The organism is Streptomyces sp. AM25 (assembly GCF_058146165.1).
Genome location: NZ_JBKIWN010000019.1, coordinates 91,444 through 104,602, shown reverse-complemented (window position 1 = coordinate 104,602; position 13,159 = coordinate 91,444). Strand labels below are relative to the sequence as shown.

General features: G+C 71.3%; 14 protein-coding genes. 8 read left to right on the top strand and 6 right to left on the bottom strand.

Going from position 1 to position 13,159, the window contains the following annotated elements; translation table 11 throughout:
• Nucleotides 1–104: 104 nt before the first annotated feature.
• From ACLHRZ_RS25480 to ACLHRZ_RS25470, 3 genes are all read right to left on the bottom strand, one after another.
• Complete coding sequence (locus tag ACLHRZ_RS25480) at nt 105–1,070, bottom strand: hypothetical protein (protein WP_490420840.1); 966 nt, start codon at nt 1,068–1,070, stop codon at nt 105–107.
• Nucleotides 1,071–1,075: 5 nt separating this feature from the next.
• A complete protein-coding gene (locus tag ACLHRZ_RS25475; protein ID WP_490420839.1) occupies nt 1,076–1,588 on the bottom strand; it encodes a hypothetical protein in 513 nt (170 codons plus the stop codon).
• 175 nt (nt 1,589–1,763) lie between these two features.
• A complete protein-coding gene (locus ACLHRZ_RS25470; RefSeq protein ID WP_490420838.1) occupies nt 1,764–2,243 on the bottom strand; it encodes a hypothetical protein in 480 nt (159 codons plus the stop codon).
• A gap of 198 nt (nt 2,244–2,441) precedes the next feature.
• On the opposite strand from ACLHRZ_RS25470, the gene ACLHRZ_RS25465 reads away from it, so the two are divergent.
• From ACLHRZ_RS25465 to ACLHRZ_RS25450, 4 genes are all read left to right on the top strand, one after another.
• Nucleotides 2,442–3,269 carry a helix-turn-helix domain-containing protein gene (locus ACLHRZ_RS25465; protein WP_490420837.1) on the top strand — a complete coding sequence of 276 codons (828 nt, stop codon included), beginning with the start codon at nt 2,442–2,444 and terminating at the stop codon, nt 3,267–3,269.
• 185 nt (nt 3,270–3,454) lie between these two features.
• A complete protein-coding gene (locus ACLHRZ_RS25460; protein ID WP_490420836.1) occupies nt 3,455–3,601 on the top strand; it encodes a hypothetical protein in 147 nt (48 codons plus the stop codon).
• Nucleotides 3,602–3,679: 78 nt separating this feature from the next.
• Nucleotides 3,680–6,793, top strand: coding sequence for a lantibiotic dehydratase (locus tag ACLHRZ_RS25455; RefSeq protein ID WP_490420880.1), 3,114 nt, complete (start codon nt 3,680–3,682; stop codon nt 6,791–6,793).
• The gene (locus ACLHRZ_RS25450) at nt 6,790–8,094 is read left to right on the top strand and encodes a lanthionine synthetase C family protein (protein WP_490420835.1); all 1,305 of its coding nucleotides are present in this window, start codon (nt 6,790–6,792) and stop codon (nt 8,092–8,094) included. Before ACLHRZ_RS25455 ends, ACLHRZ_RS25450 begins: the two co-directional genes overlap by 4 nt.
• Nucleotides 8,095–8,297: 203 nt before the next feature.
• Here the strand turns inward: ACLHRZ_RS25450 and ACLHRZ_RS25445 are convergent, their stop codons facing one another.
• The gene (locus ACLHRZ_RS25445; RefSeq protein ID WP_490420834.1) at nt 8,298–8,558 is read right to left on the bottom strand and encodes a hypothetical protein; all 261 of its coding nucleotides are present in this window, start codon (nt 8,556–8,558) and stop codon (nt 8,298–8,300) included.
• The gene (locus ACLHRZ_RS25440) at nt 8,558–9,022 is read right to left on the bottom strand and encodes an ATP-binding protein (RefSeq protein WP_490420833.1); all 465 of its coding nucleotides are present in this window, start codon (nt 9,020–9,022) and stop codon (nt 8,558–8,560) included. The genes ACLHRZ_RS25445 and ACLHRZ_RS25440 overlap by 1 nt, the downstream gene beginning before the upstream one ends.
• Nucleotides 9,023–9,101: 79 nt before the next feature.
• Between ACLHRZ_RS25440 and ACLHRZ_RS25435 the strand changes: the two genes are divergently transcribed.
• From ACLHRZ_RS25435 to ACLHRZ_RS25420, 4 genes are all read left to right on the top strand, one after another.
• The gene (locus ACLHRZ_RS25435) at nt 9,102–10,394 is read left to right on the top strand and encodes an NsdA family TPR-like regulatory protein (RefSeq protein WP_490420832.1); all 1,293 of its coding nucleotides are present in this window, start codon (nt 9,102–9,104) and stop codon (nt 10,392–10,394) included.
• A gap of 32 nt (nt 10,395–10,426) precedes the next feature.
• Entirely contained in the window at nt 10,427–11,143 is a 717-nt protein-coding gene (locus tag ACLHRZ_RS25430; protein ID WP_490420831.1) for a creatininase family protein, read from the top strand.
• Nucleotides 11,144–11,232: 89 nt separating this feature from the next.
• The gene (locus tag ACLHRZ_RS25425; RefSeq protein ID WP_490420830.1) at nt 11,233–11,505 is read left to right on the top strand and encodes a hypothetical protein; all 273 of its coding nucleotides are present in this window, start codon (nt 11,233–11,235) and stop codon (nt 11,503–11,505) included.
• A 58-nt stretch (nt 11,506–11,563) separates the two neighbouring features.
• Nucleotides 11,564–12,592: an MsnO8 family LLM class oxidoreductase gene (locus tag ACLHRZ_RS25420; RefSeq protein WP_490420829.1), complete on the top strand. Its 1,029-nt coding sequence runs from the start codon at nt 11,564–11,566 to the stop codon at nt 12,590–12,592.
• On the opposite strand, the gene ACLHRZ_RS25415 is transcribed toward ACLHRZ_RS25420, so the two are convergent.
• Nucleotides 12,567–13,142 carry a TetR/AcrR family transcriptional regulator gene (locus tag ACLHRZ_RS25415; protein ID WP_490420828.1) on the bottom strand — a complete coding sequence of 192 codons (576 nt, stop codon included), beginning with the start codon at nt 13,140–13,142 and terminating at the stop codon, nt 12,567–12,569. The genes ACLHRZ_RS25420 and ACLHRZ_RS25415 overlap by 26 nt on opposite strands.
• Nucleotides 13,143–13,159 lie beyond the last annotated feature (17 nt).

The window sequence follows — 13,159 nt, the reverse complement described above, 5'->3', positions numbered from 1 at the left end:
GTCTCAAGGGGTGATCTCCGATGAGTAGGTGATGGACGGTGGCCGCGCCCCGAAGGGGCGCGGGGAACTGCGCGAGCAACCAAGAGCGACCTGCACCCGAACGCCTACGTCCGGGAGTTGACCTCACGCGCTGTGCGCACAACCGCATCCAGGGCCTTCCGGCTGCCCGCCAGGGCGACCTGGTTCTCCTGCACATACCGCTGCTGCACCCGCACCTCCGCGTCGTGCCACACCTCGGCCACCTTGGTGGCGTCCCGGCACGCGAGATCGGCAAGCGCCGTCGAAATCTCCAGCGGAGACACCCCCTTGGGGTCCGGACGGAAGCGCGGGTCGTCGTTGGCGTCCATGGGCGCCGCGTACGTCAGGCTCTTCTCCCGCATGCAGGCGGACCACTTGCCGAACGCGTCCTTCACCCGGGGGTCGTTCTGCGACTCCCCGTACGACGTGTTGGTCAGCTTCTGCACGAGGGGCGAGACGCCGTGGGTCGCGCTGCCCAGGGTCCGGCGGGCCTCGCCGAAGCAGCCGCCGGGCGGCAGCTTGCGACCGGCCAGCGTGCCGTTCCTGACCTCCGGGCTCGCCTGGTCCAGCAGGCCGGTGGGCAGGTCCGTGCCGCCCAGGGCGACCTGGGTGTCGACGGACGGGGAGGGCCGGGCGGACTGGGCGCGCACGGCGGCGTCGTAGCGGGCCACTTGCGCGGCCTCGGGCTGGTAGCCGCGCCGCGCGGTGAGTCCGGGGTCGTGGATGCCGTAGCGCCAGTCGAGCAGGTTCTTGGGCCCGATCGGCGGCAGGTCGGGCTCCGGGCCCCACTCGATCCCGAGCCGCTTCATGCACTGCCGGACGAGCGTGGTCTCGGCGGTGGCGATGCTCTTGTCCTGTTCCCGGGTCGGCCGGTATGCGAGCAGCGGCAGGGTCCAGGTGGAGGGGTCGCCACCGGCACGCGTACCGGGGGAGGAGGGGGCGGCGGGCGAGACCGGTACGGCTGCCCTGCCCTGCGAACACCCTGCGAGTGCAAGGGCGAAGAGGGTCAGAGCGGCCGCTGTCCGGCGGGCGTTTCGGCGGACACTTCGCATGCGTATTACCAGCAGTGCTCGAAATTGACGGACCGGTTGTTGTTCCGGGTGTTGCCGGACAGGTTGCTGCCGCTACGGCTGGAAATGTGGTCCATGGGACCCCGATAACCGGCGCTGTAATAGACGTTGGCGCAGTAGCCGTCGTACCAGTTGTAGGCAGAAGCAGAGTTGTTGGCGACCTGCTGCCCGCCCCCGTCTCCGGTGTCGCCGCAGAAAGTGAGCGGCGGGGCGGTGTGGCCGACGCCGAAGTCGAGGGACTTGAGGTCGTAGACGGGGTGGCCGACGTTCACCCACGCACCCTTGAAATCGGCGTGGTAGAAGAAGCGGAAACGGAACTCGTCGGAACTCGGTGCGCACCGCTCCATCGACTGGATGCTGTCGGCATTGTTCGAGTCCACCGCGACGGACGGGTCTCCCTCGGCGTACGCGGGGTTCGCGAGGGAAAGCGCGGCTGCGGCCACGGCACCGGTGAGGGCGGCGGCGAAGCGCGCGCGGCGCTTGAGGGACATGGTGTTCACAAGGATTTCCTTTCGGCGGGTGGCACTTCGGGGCCGGAGGCCGTTCGCACGCTAATTCCGGTACCGGCGGTTACGGGCGTCCCGGGCGTCCCTGAGGCACCCCGGGACCGGCCGGGAGGGGCCGGGGCCGACCCACAGGCCCTCGGGCGGCGTTGACGGGGCCGCGGACGGGACGTCACCAGCAGGGGCGGAAGTTGACCGACCGGTTGTTGTTCCTGGTGCCGGTCAGGTTGGCGCCGCTGCGGCTGAAGATCGTGTCCTGGGCGCCCCGGTAGCCGTGGTTGTAGTACACGGTGCCGCAGAAGGCGTTGTACCAGTTGTAGGCGGAGGCGGCGGCGTTCGCGACGTCCTTGTCCGCCCCGTTGCCCGTGCCGTCGCAGAAGTGCAGGGCGGGGTAGGAGCCGTCGCCCTGGCCGATGGCCTTGAGGTCGTAAACGGGGTGGCCGACGTTCACCCACGCGCCCTTGAAGTCGGAGTTGTAGTAGAAGCGGAAGCGGAACTCCTCCGAATGCTCGGCGCACTTCTCCATCGACAGCACGGTGTCGTTGTTGTTCGAGGCCGACTCTCCCGTCGGATCGCCCTCGGCGTGGGCGGGCGCGGCGAAGGACAGTGCCGCGGCAGCGACGGCGCCGACTAGAGTGGATGCAATACGCATGCGGTGAGGGGCGGTTATGGGCATTTCCATGAGGACGGTTCCTTTCACGAGCGAAGGTCACCGCACGCTAAACCTGCCGTGAAAGGGATTTCGCATCCCATGCGCCCCCGGGGCATCCCTGGGACCTCCCGGGCCGCCCGTTGCATACTCGTCACGCTTCAGCAGGGCGAAGGCGAGAGGGCAAGGGGGGTGCGCCGCATGCGCGGTGCAGAACGGATCAAGGGCGGGAAACGGAGCACCGGCGAGGGCCCGGCTCCGCGGGACCGGCTCCTGGAGGAGATGCGGAGGATCAAGGCGGCGTCGAACCTCAGTTACGGGCGGCTCGCGGAGAGGACGAACTACAGCAGCTCGTCCTGGGAACGGTTCCTCAACGGCAAGCAGCTGCCGACCGAGGTCGCGGTCGAGCAGCTCGCCGCCGTCGCGGGGGAGGACCCCGCCGCCTTGCGGGCACTCTGGGAACGCGCCACGGCGGAGTCCGGCCCGTCCCCTTCCCCGGAGGGGCCGGAGCCCGCGAACCGGCTGCGCCCGCCGGGCCGTTGGCGGAATCGTCTGCTGACCCTGGGGTGCCTGGCCGTGGGCGCGGCGGCCGGCAGCGTCGCCACGCTGGTCCTCGCGGACGGTGCCGGCGGGCACGCCCCGACGGCGCCCGCCCCGGCCGCGGGCGCCGTCAAGGTGCGGTGCACGGGCGACCGGTGCCTGTCCCAGGAACCGCAGGCGATGGACTGCCACTGGGACGGCGAGACCGTCCGCCAGACATGGCTGCGCGGACTCCAGATCCAACTGCGCTACAGCGCGGCCTGCCACGCGGTCTGGGGACGCATCGAGAACGGGACCGCCGGCGACGGCGTGGAGATCAAGGACAAGCGTGGCCGGAACGAGGAGGCCCGGATCAGGGTGGGCACCGACACCTATACCCGGATGCTGGCCGTGGACTCCGACGCCCCGCCGGAGTCGGTGACCGTCTGCGGAATCATCCCCAGCGAACACCAGGAGGAGTGCTCGCCGGTGGCCACGCCCGCTCCGTGACCGGGCGTGCAACTGCGCGAGTGTATGGACTGTTGAACATTCCGGCAAGACGTGCGGAGTCGGAACTAGGGCAACTTGTCGGAGAATTACTCGGCTATTGAATGAAAGTTCGGAACGCCTCTAGGGTCCCGTCCACGGCCGGCCGATCAAGCGGACCGGCCCATCGGCAACAGGAGGAAGTTCCCATGGAAAACCTGTTTGACCTTGATGTGGAAGAAATCGTCGCTCCGTCCTTCGAGGAGACGGGCGCGGCGGACGCCCTCGGCTTCGTCACGCACGGCGGTCCGATCACCGGTCGCATCTGCAACCCGGAGACGGGCTGCATCTGTTAGTCGATGACCGAGGCGCCGGCGGGGCCCCGACCCCGTCGGCGCCTGATCGGACCGTGGGCGGAGGAAAGGGCGTTGACGGTGCACCAGGCAAGACCCGGCGACGGCAGGAGCCCGGCCCCCGCTCCCGCGGCATTCGGCTGCGCCGACCTCGTCCTGCTCCGCGCAGCGGTACGGCCGCCGGAGCCGCAAGCCGCCGGCCCGGCACCCACGGACCTCGTCGTCCTCGAACAGGCCGCCGCCGACGCCCTTTTGCGGGAGGCTGTCGCCCTCTCCAGCCCCTCCCTCTCGGCCGTCCTCGACACCGTCGCCGAGGGCCGGATCCCGCGGGCCAAGGAGGTGCGCCGCGCCGCCCGCGCGGTCACGCGCTACCGGCTGCGGATGAGCGGCCGCGCCACCCCCTTCGGCCTGCTCGCGGGCGTCGGCACTGCCGGCTTCGCCCCCGATCCCGCCGCCCGCTGGGGCACCGGTCACACCAAACACGTACGGGCGGACATGGGGTGGGTGTCCGGCGTCGTCGACCGCCTGGAGCGCGACCCCGCCGTCCTGGCCCGGCTCCGCGTCACCGCGAACGACCTGTGCACGGTCCGCGGCGACCGGCTCGTCCTCCCCTTCGTCCCCAGGGCGGAGCAGGGGCAGCCCCTCCAGGAAGTGACGGTGCGGCACACGGAGGCCGTGCGCCGCACGTTCGAACTCGCCGCAGCCCCGCTGGCCTGGACCGAGTTGCTGACGCTCCTGCGCGACGCCTACCCCGACGCGCCCGTCGCGGCGGTGGAGCGCATGCCCGCGGAACTCGTCCACCGCGGCATGCTGCTCACGGAGCTCCGCCCGCCGCTGGACGGAACCGATCCCCTCGACCACGTCCTCGGCCTGCTCGCCGGCCACGAGGACACGCTGCCCGCCGACAGCCGCCGCATCGTCGCCGAACTCGCCGCGGTCCGGCGCGACCTGACCGGCTACGCGGCCCTGCCCCCGGGACAGGGCCGGGCGGAGTTGACCGCCTTGACCGCGCGCATGCAGCAACTCCAGCCGGGCGAGCGCACGGTGCAGGTGGACCTCGCCCTGGACGTCGGCATATGCCTGCCCGAGTCCGTACGGGCCGAAGCGGAAAGCGCCGCCCGGACGCTGGCCGCGCTGGCCGCCGGCCGCCCCGGCCCCCACCCGATGCGCGCCTTCCACGCGGACTTCCTGGAGCGGTACGGCACGGACCGGGCCGTGCCCCTGCTCGAACTCCTCGACCCCGAACGGGGCCTGGGCCTTCCGGCCGGCTACGGGCCGGGGCCGGCGACCGGTCCCGCCCACGAGGAGGGAACGACCACGTCGCGCGACCGGCTGCTGCTCGCCCTCGCCCAGGAGACGACGATGGCGGGCGAGCGCGAACTCGTCCTGGACGACGAGCTGCTGACCGCCCTGAGCGCCACGGAAGCCGATGACGGGCCGCCCCCGTCCTTCGACCTCCTCGCCGAGCTGCTGGCCGACTCCGTCGACGCCATGGCGGCCGGCGACTTCCGCCTGGTCGTCGGCGGCGTGTCCGCGGTCGCCGGAGCGGTCGCCGGCCGCTTCGGGCACCTCCTGGGCGACGCCGCCAAGGGCATCGGCGACGTCGTACGCTCCGTCCCGACCCGCAACCCGGAGGCGATACGCGCCCAGTTGACCTTCCGGACCCGTACGGGCAAGGCCGCGAACGTCTCCACCGTCCCGCAGTGGCTCGACCACACCATCAGCGTCTCCGCGTTCACCGACCGGTCCGCACCGCACACCCTCGCCCTCGCCGACCTGGCCGTCGTCGCCGGTCCCCGGCGGCTCGCGCTCGTGTCGGCATCCCTGGGCCGCGAGGTCGTCCCCACCCTGCCCAGCATGCTCCTGCCGCGCGGCAACGCCCCCGACCTCGCCCGTTTCCTGGAGGAGATCGCCCGCAGCGGGGACGGCGCGTGGCCGGCCTGGGACTGGGGCGCCGCGGAGGCCCTGCCCTGCCTCCCGCGCGTCCGGCACGGCCGGACCGTCCTCGCCGCGGCCCGCTGGCGCCCCGCCGACCCCGCCCTGCACGCCCCCGCCACCGAACCGGGGGAATGGCGGCGCCGCTTCGCCCGCTGGCGCACGAGGGCGGGGGTGCCCCGGCACGTCGCCTCCGTGTTCGCCGACCATCGCATCCCCCTCGACCTGGACGACCCCGCACACCTGGAACTCCTGCGCAACGAATGGCAGCGCCGCCCGGGCGCGTACCTCCAGGAGCCGCCCGCCGGGGGCGCGTACGGCAACGGCTGGGCCGGGGGCCGGTCCACCGAGATCGCCTTCCCCCTCGTACGGACCACCGCCGGCACGGCCCCGCCCCCCGCCTTCGGCCCGGCCCGCGCGAGCACCGTGCACGGCCCCGGTTCGCGGTGGCTGTACGCCAAGCTGTACTGCTCGCCGGAGCGCCAGGACGCCCTGCTCGCACGGGAGGTGCCGGAGCTGCTGGAGCGGATGCCCGAGGGCGTCGACCGCTGGTTCTTCCTGCGCTACCGCGACCCCGCGCCGCACCTGCGGCTCCGCTTCCACGGTGCGGAGCTGCTGCCGCAGTTGGGGCAGTGGCACCGGGAGCTCCGGCGACAGGGCCTGTGCGGCCGCCTGGTCATCGACGGCTACGAGCCCGAATGGGAGCGCTACGGCGGGCCCGAGGCCATGGCCGCCGCGGAGGCGGCCTTCGAGGCGGACAGCCGTGCCTGCCTGGAACAGCTGGACCTCATTCGCGCCAGTACTTTGACCTTGGACCCGCGAGTCCTGGCGGCAGCAAACTATGTAGACGTCCTGCACCGTTTCCACGCCGAGTCGGGTGGCAGCAGAGGGGAGGCGGCTCTCCGACTCCTCGACGGCGAAGGCCCCGAGGGACACCGCGCCGCCCCCATGGCCCTCCGGCGCGAGGCCCGCCGGATCATCGCCCCGGACGGCGACTGGCACGAACTCGCCCGGCTGCCCGGCGGAGCGGAACTGCTGCGCATCTGGGACCGCCGCGGTCCCGCCGTCGCCGCCTACGGGGCGCGGCTGCGCGAGCTCGGCAACGCGGCGTGGGGCAGCGAGGCGACGACGGTCGCGGCGCTGCTGCACATGCACCACAACCGCCTGGCGGGCACGGTGCGCAAGGCCGAGGAGGAGTCGCTCGCCCTGGCGCGTACGGCCGTACGTGCCCACTTCGACCGGGAACGGGCACGATCGTGAACCCACAACAGCGTGCGGCAGCAGCCCTGAGCGCGGACATCGCCCAACGGCTGGCGGACCCCGACAAGGTGTGCCGACTCCTGCCGGAACCACCGGACTCCGCGCACGCCCTGACCCTGAGCGACGGCCTGCCGGGCATCGCCCTGCTCCACCTGGAGGCCGGTGATGCCGGCACCGCTCACCGCTGGCTGAGCGAGGCCGTGGCCTGCGCCCGCACCGCCTCGGGCGACGTGGCCCCGGGCCTCTACCGGGGCGTCCCCGCACTGTCGTTCGCCCTCACCCGGGCGGCCCTGATCGCCGGCCGGCCGCTGAAGGCCGCCGACCGGCTCGCCGACCAGGTCGGGACGTTCGCCCGCGCACTCGCGGCCTGGGAACGGGGGCGCCGCCCGCAGGATGGCGTGTGCGTGACGATCGGCACGTACGACGTCATCTCCGGCCTGACAGGCCTGGGCGCCCACCTCCTCGACGACCCCGACCGCAGCGCGGACGCGCTCGCCGAGGTCCTGACCACGCTCACCGGCCTGACCGAACCACTGCACATCGACGGCTGCGTCCTGCCCGGCTGGTGGACCGCCCAACTCCGCAACGGCCTCGCCCCGGCCACAGCGGAGACGGGGCACGCCAACGTGGGCCTGGCCCATGGGGTTCCCGGCCCGCTCGCCCTGCTGGCCCTGGCGCGGGAGGCGGGGGTGACCGTCGCCGGACAGGACGGGGCGATCCGGGCCATGGCCCAATGGCTCATGGACATCCGGCAGTTCACCGACGGCGAGGGCCCGTGGTGGCCCCGCACGATGGTGCTCGGCCCCGACGGCGACGTCGTCGCGAGGAACACGACGCCCGGCAGGCCGTCGTGGTGCTACGGGACGGCCGGCATCGCGCGGTCCCTGTACCTGGCGGGACGCGCATTGGACGTCCCCGAGTGGCGCGACACGGCCGTGACCGCCTTGCGCGCTGCGCTGACGGACGCCCGGCGCGCCCACGAGTCCAGTGCGCCCGGCCGTCTGGAGGACGCGGGCCTGTGCCACGGCTGGAGCGGCCTGCTCCAGGCCACGTGGCGCATGGCGACGGACACGGACGACCCGGCCCTGCGCGCGGCCCTGCCCTGGCTGGCCGACCGCATCCTGGAACTGGCGGCGCCGGACACCCCGTTCGGCCTCGTCCCGCCGGCCCCGCACGGCACCCTCACCAGCGACCCGGCGGGTTTCCTGACGGGTGCGGCGGGGGTGGCACTGGCCTTGCACACCTTTGCCACGGATGCGGCGCCGGGGACGGGGTGGGACCGGGGGTTGTTGTTGGCGTAGGTACGGGGCGGGGCCGGCGATGGGGACTACTCGGACTCCGCGCCTTCTTCGGGGAGGATGAACCCCCGAACCACCGCGGGCCGTCCACTCTTGCCTTGTGCCGCCTCGGCCTGAGCCGTACGCATCGCTCGCACGAGCGCCTCGTACCTGGGGTCGATCCACTCGGTCACGTCGTACCTCCCGTGCCCGGCAGCGTACGGCGTTCAGGCTTCGCCGGTCAGCTGCCCGGCTTCTTGGGGATGGGCTGGATGGCGCACTCGGGGAAGTTGACCTGAACGACTGCTGAGCCGGACACTGACCGTGTCCTCTGCACCGAGCCGCAGCGGATGACCGTCCCCGAACTCCATGACGATGTCGTCACGGCCGTCGGGTTGCCGTTCCGTCCGAATGGTCTTCACCCGCCGGGGGTGTCCGTTGAGGATGACGAGGTCCCCGTTTTCGACCATGTAGGCGAGCAAGAGCATCAATTACACCTTTCCCATGCCGTTGTCAGGACTGCCCAGACCGATTTGCCGACACCGCACCGCCGGCTCACACCCCAGCGGTCCGCCAAGACGTTCACCAGGAGGAGCCCGCGTCCTCCTTCGCCCTGCTGGCCGTGCGGATTCGGCCAGCGCTCGGAGTCGGCGTCGTCAACCGCGATCCGCACACTGTCGCCTTCGTGGCGGAAGCTGGTTTCGATCTCACGCCCCGGCGAGGTACGGGCATGCCTCACCGCGTTCGTGAGCAGTTCGGAAAGCACCAGGAGCGCTGCGTCTTCCAGGTGCAGCAGCTGCCAGGCCGCCAGGACCTTGCGAAGCTCGGCTCTCGCCTCGCCGACGCACCGGGGGTTGCGTGTCCAACGCCGCTTCACCTCCCGCTCGTTCGCCGCTCCCGACAAGGTCTCCATGCCGATCAGCATCGCGAGGAGCGGTTCGCCGGACGACATCAGCGTGAGGACCCACCGTGGGTAACATCCGTGGGTACGCCGCCCCGACGTGTTTCCGTCTCTCACCGGAGCGTTGTTCATGCCCAAGTACGAGCCTCCTGCGGGTCTCTCTCCGCATCTGCTCAACAGCCAGGAGATGATCGACGCCTGCAGGGCACGCGACTTCGGCACGATCTTCCGGCTGGCCAAGCGTGCCGGCGTCTATCCCGCGCTCATTGCCCGCCGCTGTGAGATGACGCCCAGCCGGGCTACCGAGATCCTCAAGGGACAACGCGAAGTCGAGAACCTTCGAGTCGTCGAGCGCATCGCCGACGGGCTGCGCATCCCGGGCCGCATGCTGGGACTGGCGCAGCGGGAGTGGGAGCCGGACGAGGGCGTTGCCCCCTCGGTACCGGCATCCCCGAGCGTGATGTCGCTGTCGGCAGACGCATCCCCCGACAGCCTCCGGGCGTCGTGGGCGGACGGCGAGCTCCCCGAGCCCGAGTTCGTCGTGGGCCTGATCGAGAGCCAGCTGCCCCAGCATTACGAAGGCGCCAACTACTTCGGCACTCCGTACAGCCTCCCTCCTGTCATTCGGCATGTGCAGACGATCTCCCGTCTGCTGGAGTCGTCGACAGGCTCACCGCGTCGAGCGCTGCTGAGTACAGGCAGCAGGGTGGCGGAATTCTTGGGCTGGTTGCATCAGGATCGCGGTGACTTCCGGTCCGCGGAGTACTGGTCGGACCGCTCGATGGAATGGGCTCAGGAAGTGGGCGACGGCCCCTTGCAGGCCTACATCCTCTTCCGCAAGAGCAATCAGGCGACTGCCCGTGCCAGCGGCAACAGGGCCGTTGGGCTCGCGCGGGCTGCACAGCGCATCCCTGCACTCGGGCCACGGCTCACCGCGCTGGCAGCGCAGCAGGAAGCCCAGGGACACGCACTGCTGCGCAACCCGAGGGCTGCCCTCGCCAAGTTCGACGAAGCTCGTTCGCTCGCCGCCGAGCCGGATACGGCGGTTGGCACAGTCGATATTTCGTATTGCACACCGACGTACATCGAGATCCAGCGAGCCAACTGCTGGATCGACCTCGGACAGCCTCATCGAGCTGTCGAACTCCTCCAGGCCCAATTGGCAGCTCTCGCGCCTGTCTACCGCAACGACCGCAGTGTCTACCTCGCCCGATTGGCCCGCGCCCACGTGCGTGCAGGGGACATCGAACCGGGCGCGGAAGCCGCGATGACAGCACTCGCGATCGTCGTGCACACGCGCTCGGCCCGCACCGTGGCGGAGCTTTCGTTGTTGGCGACGGCCGTCGAAAGCCGACGGTCCGTGCCCGTCGTCGCGACGTTCTTCGAAAGGTTCGATTCAGTCAGGGATCAACTGGCGGCGTGACGGGAGCGGAGTCGATGCGCAAAGCTGTGATCATGGATGATCTGATCACGCAAGCCACTTCCGGTGACGAGCGCGAGCGCGGCCCGGCCGTCGCGGTCCTTCCTGTCGGCAGCTTCGAGCAGCACGGCGATCACCTGCCACTGGTCACGGACACTGCCATCGCCTGCCTGATCGCCCGCCGTCTTGCCGACGACCACGGCCTGTTCCTGCTGCCACCCATCACGATCTCCTGCTCGCACGAGCACGCCCCGATGCACGGAACGGTGAGCATCGGTGCCGGAACCCTGTACGCGATGGTCCATGACATATGGCGCTCACTCGAAGCCTCCGGAGTTCCCGGGCTCCTTGTCGTCAACGGACATGGCGGCAACTACGTCTTGCAGAACGTCGTCCAGGAGATCAACGTCAGCGGCCCGCGCGTAGCCCTTTTCCCGGTCAGCCACGACCGTGCGAAGGCCCGCGAGGACGCAAAGTTGCAGAGCAGCGGAGCGGAGGACATGCACGGTGGTGAATTCGAAGTGTCGCTGCTGCTGCATGGCGCCCCGCACTTGGTGCGCGATGGAATCGACCAGGACGACCACTCGGCTCCCGTACGCCCGCACTTGCTGACTGTGGGCATGGCGGGCTACACGACCAACGGCGTCATCGGACGTCCGTCGCTCGCTACGGCAGCCAAGGGCAAGGCCCTTCTGGACAGCTTCTCGGATTCGGCGCGAGCCCATCTGGACGTACTTGCTGCAGGCCGATGACGTGGCAGGAAAATCCGGTGCTGCCCACGCGGCGGCATCCCGGCCTGGTGACCAAGCCTGACAAGACGTTGCGTACAGTCACAGATGTGATGAAGGGAAAGAACCGATGGCCCAAGCCCGACCCGGACAGCGGGGTCGAGGACGTGACGCTGCTCATCATGGAATGGCTCGGCGAACAGGGCGTCGCGCCCATGCTCCGGGTCGACGTCGAGCGCATGCGTGAGGGCCGGCGGGCGTGGACCTTCGTCGCGAGTGGTGGGCCGTTGCCCTGCACGATCCGGATCGACGGGGCCACGGCCGGTGCGTGCATGGACGCGGCAGTGCACGCCATGCGAGAGGCCGGGCTGGACGTCCCCTTCTGACGCGCCCCGACACATCCGCCCAAGGAATCCCCGCTCCCGCCCCCGCGTTGCACTGAACGTGACCACTCCCGCCCCTCCAGTCCCCGCCCCCATCCCCCTCTCCGTCCTCGACCGTTCGCACACCCGGCAGGGCCACCCGCCGGGCGAGGCACTCCGCGACACCGTGGAGTTCGCCCAGCGGGCCGAGGAGCTGGGGTACCGGCGCTTCTGGGTGGCCGAGCACCACAGCGTGCCGGGTGTGGCCGGGGCCGCGCCCACCGTGCTCGTGGCGGCCGTGGCCGCGGCGACGCGGCGGATCCGGGTCGGGACGGGCGGGGTGATGCTGCCCAATCACCGGCCACTGGTGGTCGCGGAGCAGTTCGGCGTGCTCGGGTCGCTGTTCCCCGGGCGCATCGACATGGGGCTCGGGCGGTCCGTGGGGTTCACGGACGGGATCCGGCGGGCGCTGGGCACGGAGAAGGAGGCGATGGCCGGTTTCGGTGCGCAACTGGCCGAGCTGGCCGAGTGGTTCACCGCAGGTGCGCGCGCGTACCCGCAGGTGCACGCCCACCTGGCCGAGGGGCTGCGCGTGCCGGCGTTCATCCTGGCCAACGACGCGGGCGCGGAGGTCGCGGCGGCGGCCGGAGCCGCGCTCGTCATCGGAGGCCTGAAGGGCGAGGACGGTATGCGCGCCGCGATCGCCCGGTACCGGGCGGCCTTCCGGCCGTCCCCCTGGTGGCAGGAGCCGTACGTCGTGGTCGCCGCGAACGTGGCCGTCGCCGCCACGGCCGACGAGGCGCGGCGGCTGCTGGTCCCGGAGGCGTGGGCGCTGGCCCGTTCCCGCACGCACGGAGTCTTCCCGCCGCTGCGGCCCGCCGAGGAGATCGAGGCGCTGTCGATGACGGACCGGGAGCGCGAGTACTACGAGGCCGGCCTGCGCGGGCACATCCACGGTACGGAGGAGCAGGTCGCGGCCGACCTGACGGCGCTGGTCGCACGCACGGATGCGGACGAGGTGCTGGTGACGACGGGCTCGTACGACCGGGCCGCGCTGCTGGACTCGTACGAGCGCTTGGCCCGGCTCACCGGGGCGGCAGGACGCGCGTGACGACGGATTCCACCAGCCGGTCCAGGTCGGCCTCGGGGATCATGTCGGGCAGCGTGAGGTGCTCCAGGAGCACGCCCGTCATGGCGAGGTAGAGGACGAGGAAGCTGTCCTCGTCCCCGGGGAGCCCGGCGTCGAAATGGAAGCGCGCGGACTCGTCGTAGGCGCCGCGTATGGCGCGGTCGAGCTCGACCCGGAGGGCGGGGCGGCGCGTGGCTTCGAGGCGGAGCTCCAGCATGGCCAGATAGCCGGTCCGCTCCGCGGACACGCGCTGCACCAGCCACCGCATGAGCTCGGTGACCAGCTCGCGCGAGGGCTCGGGCCGCATGGCCCGGTCGACCTGTACGGGGTCGGGGGACATCCGCACGTGGATGTGGCCGGCGGTCTGCGTCAGCAGATCGTCCCGGTCGGTGAAGTAGTTGGAGGCCGTGCCGACCGGCACACCGGCCTGGGCGTCGACGGCGCGGAAGGTGAGTCCGCGCGCGCCCTCGCGCGCGAGCACCTCTATGGCGGCGTCGATGAGGGCTGTCCTGCGCTCCGGATTCCTGGCCACGAGTGCCTCCTCGCCTT

What these genes read in the sequence shown, in the direction of transcription:
- ACLHRZ_RS25480 (WP_490420840.1), bottom strand. Translation starts at nt 1,070, where the DNA reads ATGCGAAGTGTCCGCCGAAACGCCCGCCGGACAGCGGCCGCTCTGACC.
- ACLHRZ_RS25470 (WP_490420838.1), bottom strand. Translation starts at nt 2,243, where the DNA reads ATGCGTATTGCATCCACTCTAGTCGGCGCCGTCGCTGCCGCGGCACTG.
- ACLHRZ_RS25465 (WP_490420837.1), top strand. Translation starts at nt 2,442, where the DNA reads ATGCGCGGTGCAGAACGGATCAAGGGCGGGAAACGGAGCACCGGCGAG.
- ACLHRZ_RS25460 (WP_490420836.1), top strand. Translation starts at nt 3,455, where the DNA reads ATGGAAAACCTGTTTGACCTTGATGTGGAAGAAATCGTCGCTCCGTCC.
- ACLHRZ_RS25445 (WP_490420834.1), bottom strand. Translation starts at nt 8,558, where the DNA reads ATGCTCTTGCTCGCCTACATGGTCGAAAACGGGGACCTCGTCATCCTC.
- ACLHRZ_RS25440 (WP_490420833.1), bottom strand. Translation starts at nt 9,022, where the DNA reads ATGTCGTCCGGCGAACCGCTCCTCGCGATGCTGATCGGCATGGAGACC.
- ACLHRZ_RS25435 (WP_490420832.1), top strand. Translation starts at nt 9,102, where the DNA reads ATGCCCAAGTACGAGCCTCCTGCGGGTCTCTCTCCGCATCTGCTCAAC.
- ACLHRZ_RS25430 (WP_490420831.1), top strand. Translation starts at nt 10,427, where the DNA reads ATGGATGATCTGATCACGCAAGCCACTTCCGGTGACGAGCGCGAGCGC.
- ACLHRZ_RS25425 (WP_490420830.1), top strand. Translation starts at nt 11,233, where the DNA reads ATGAAGGGAAAGAACCGATGGCCCAAGCCCGACCCGGACAGCGGGGTC.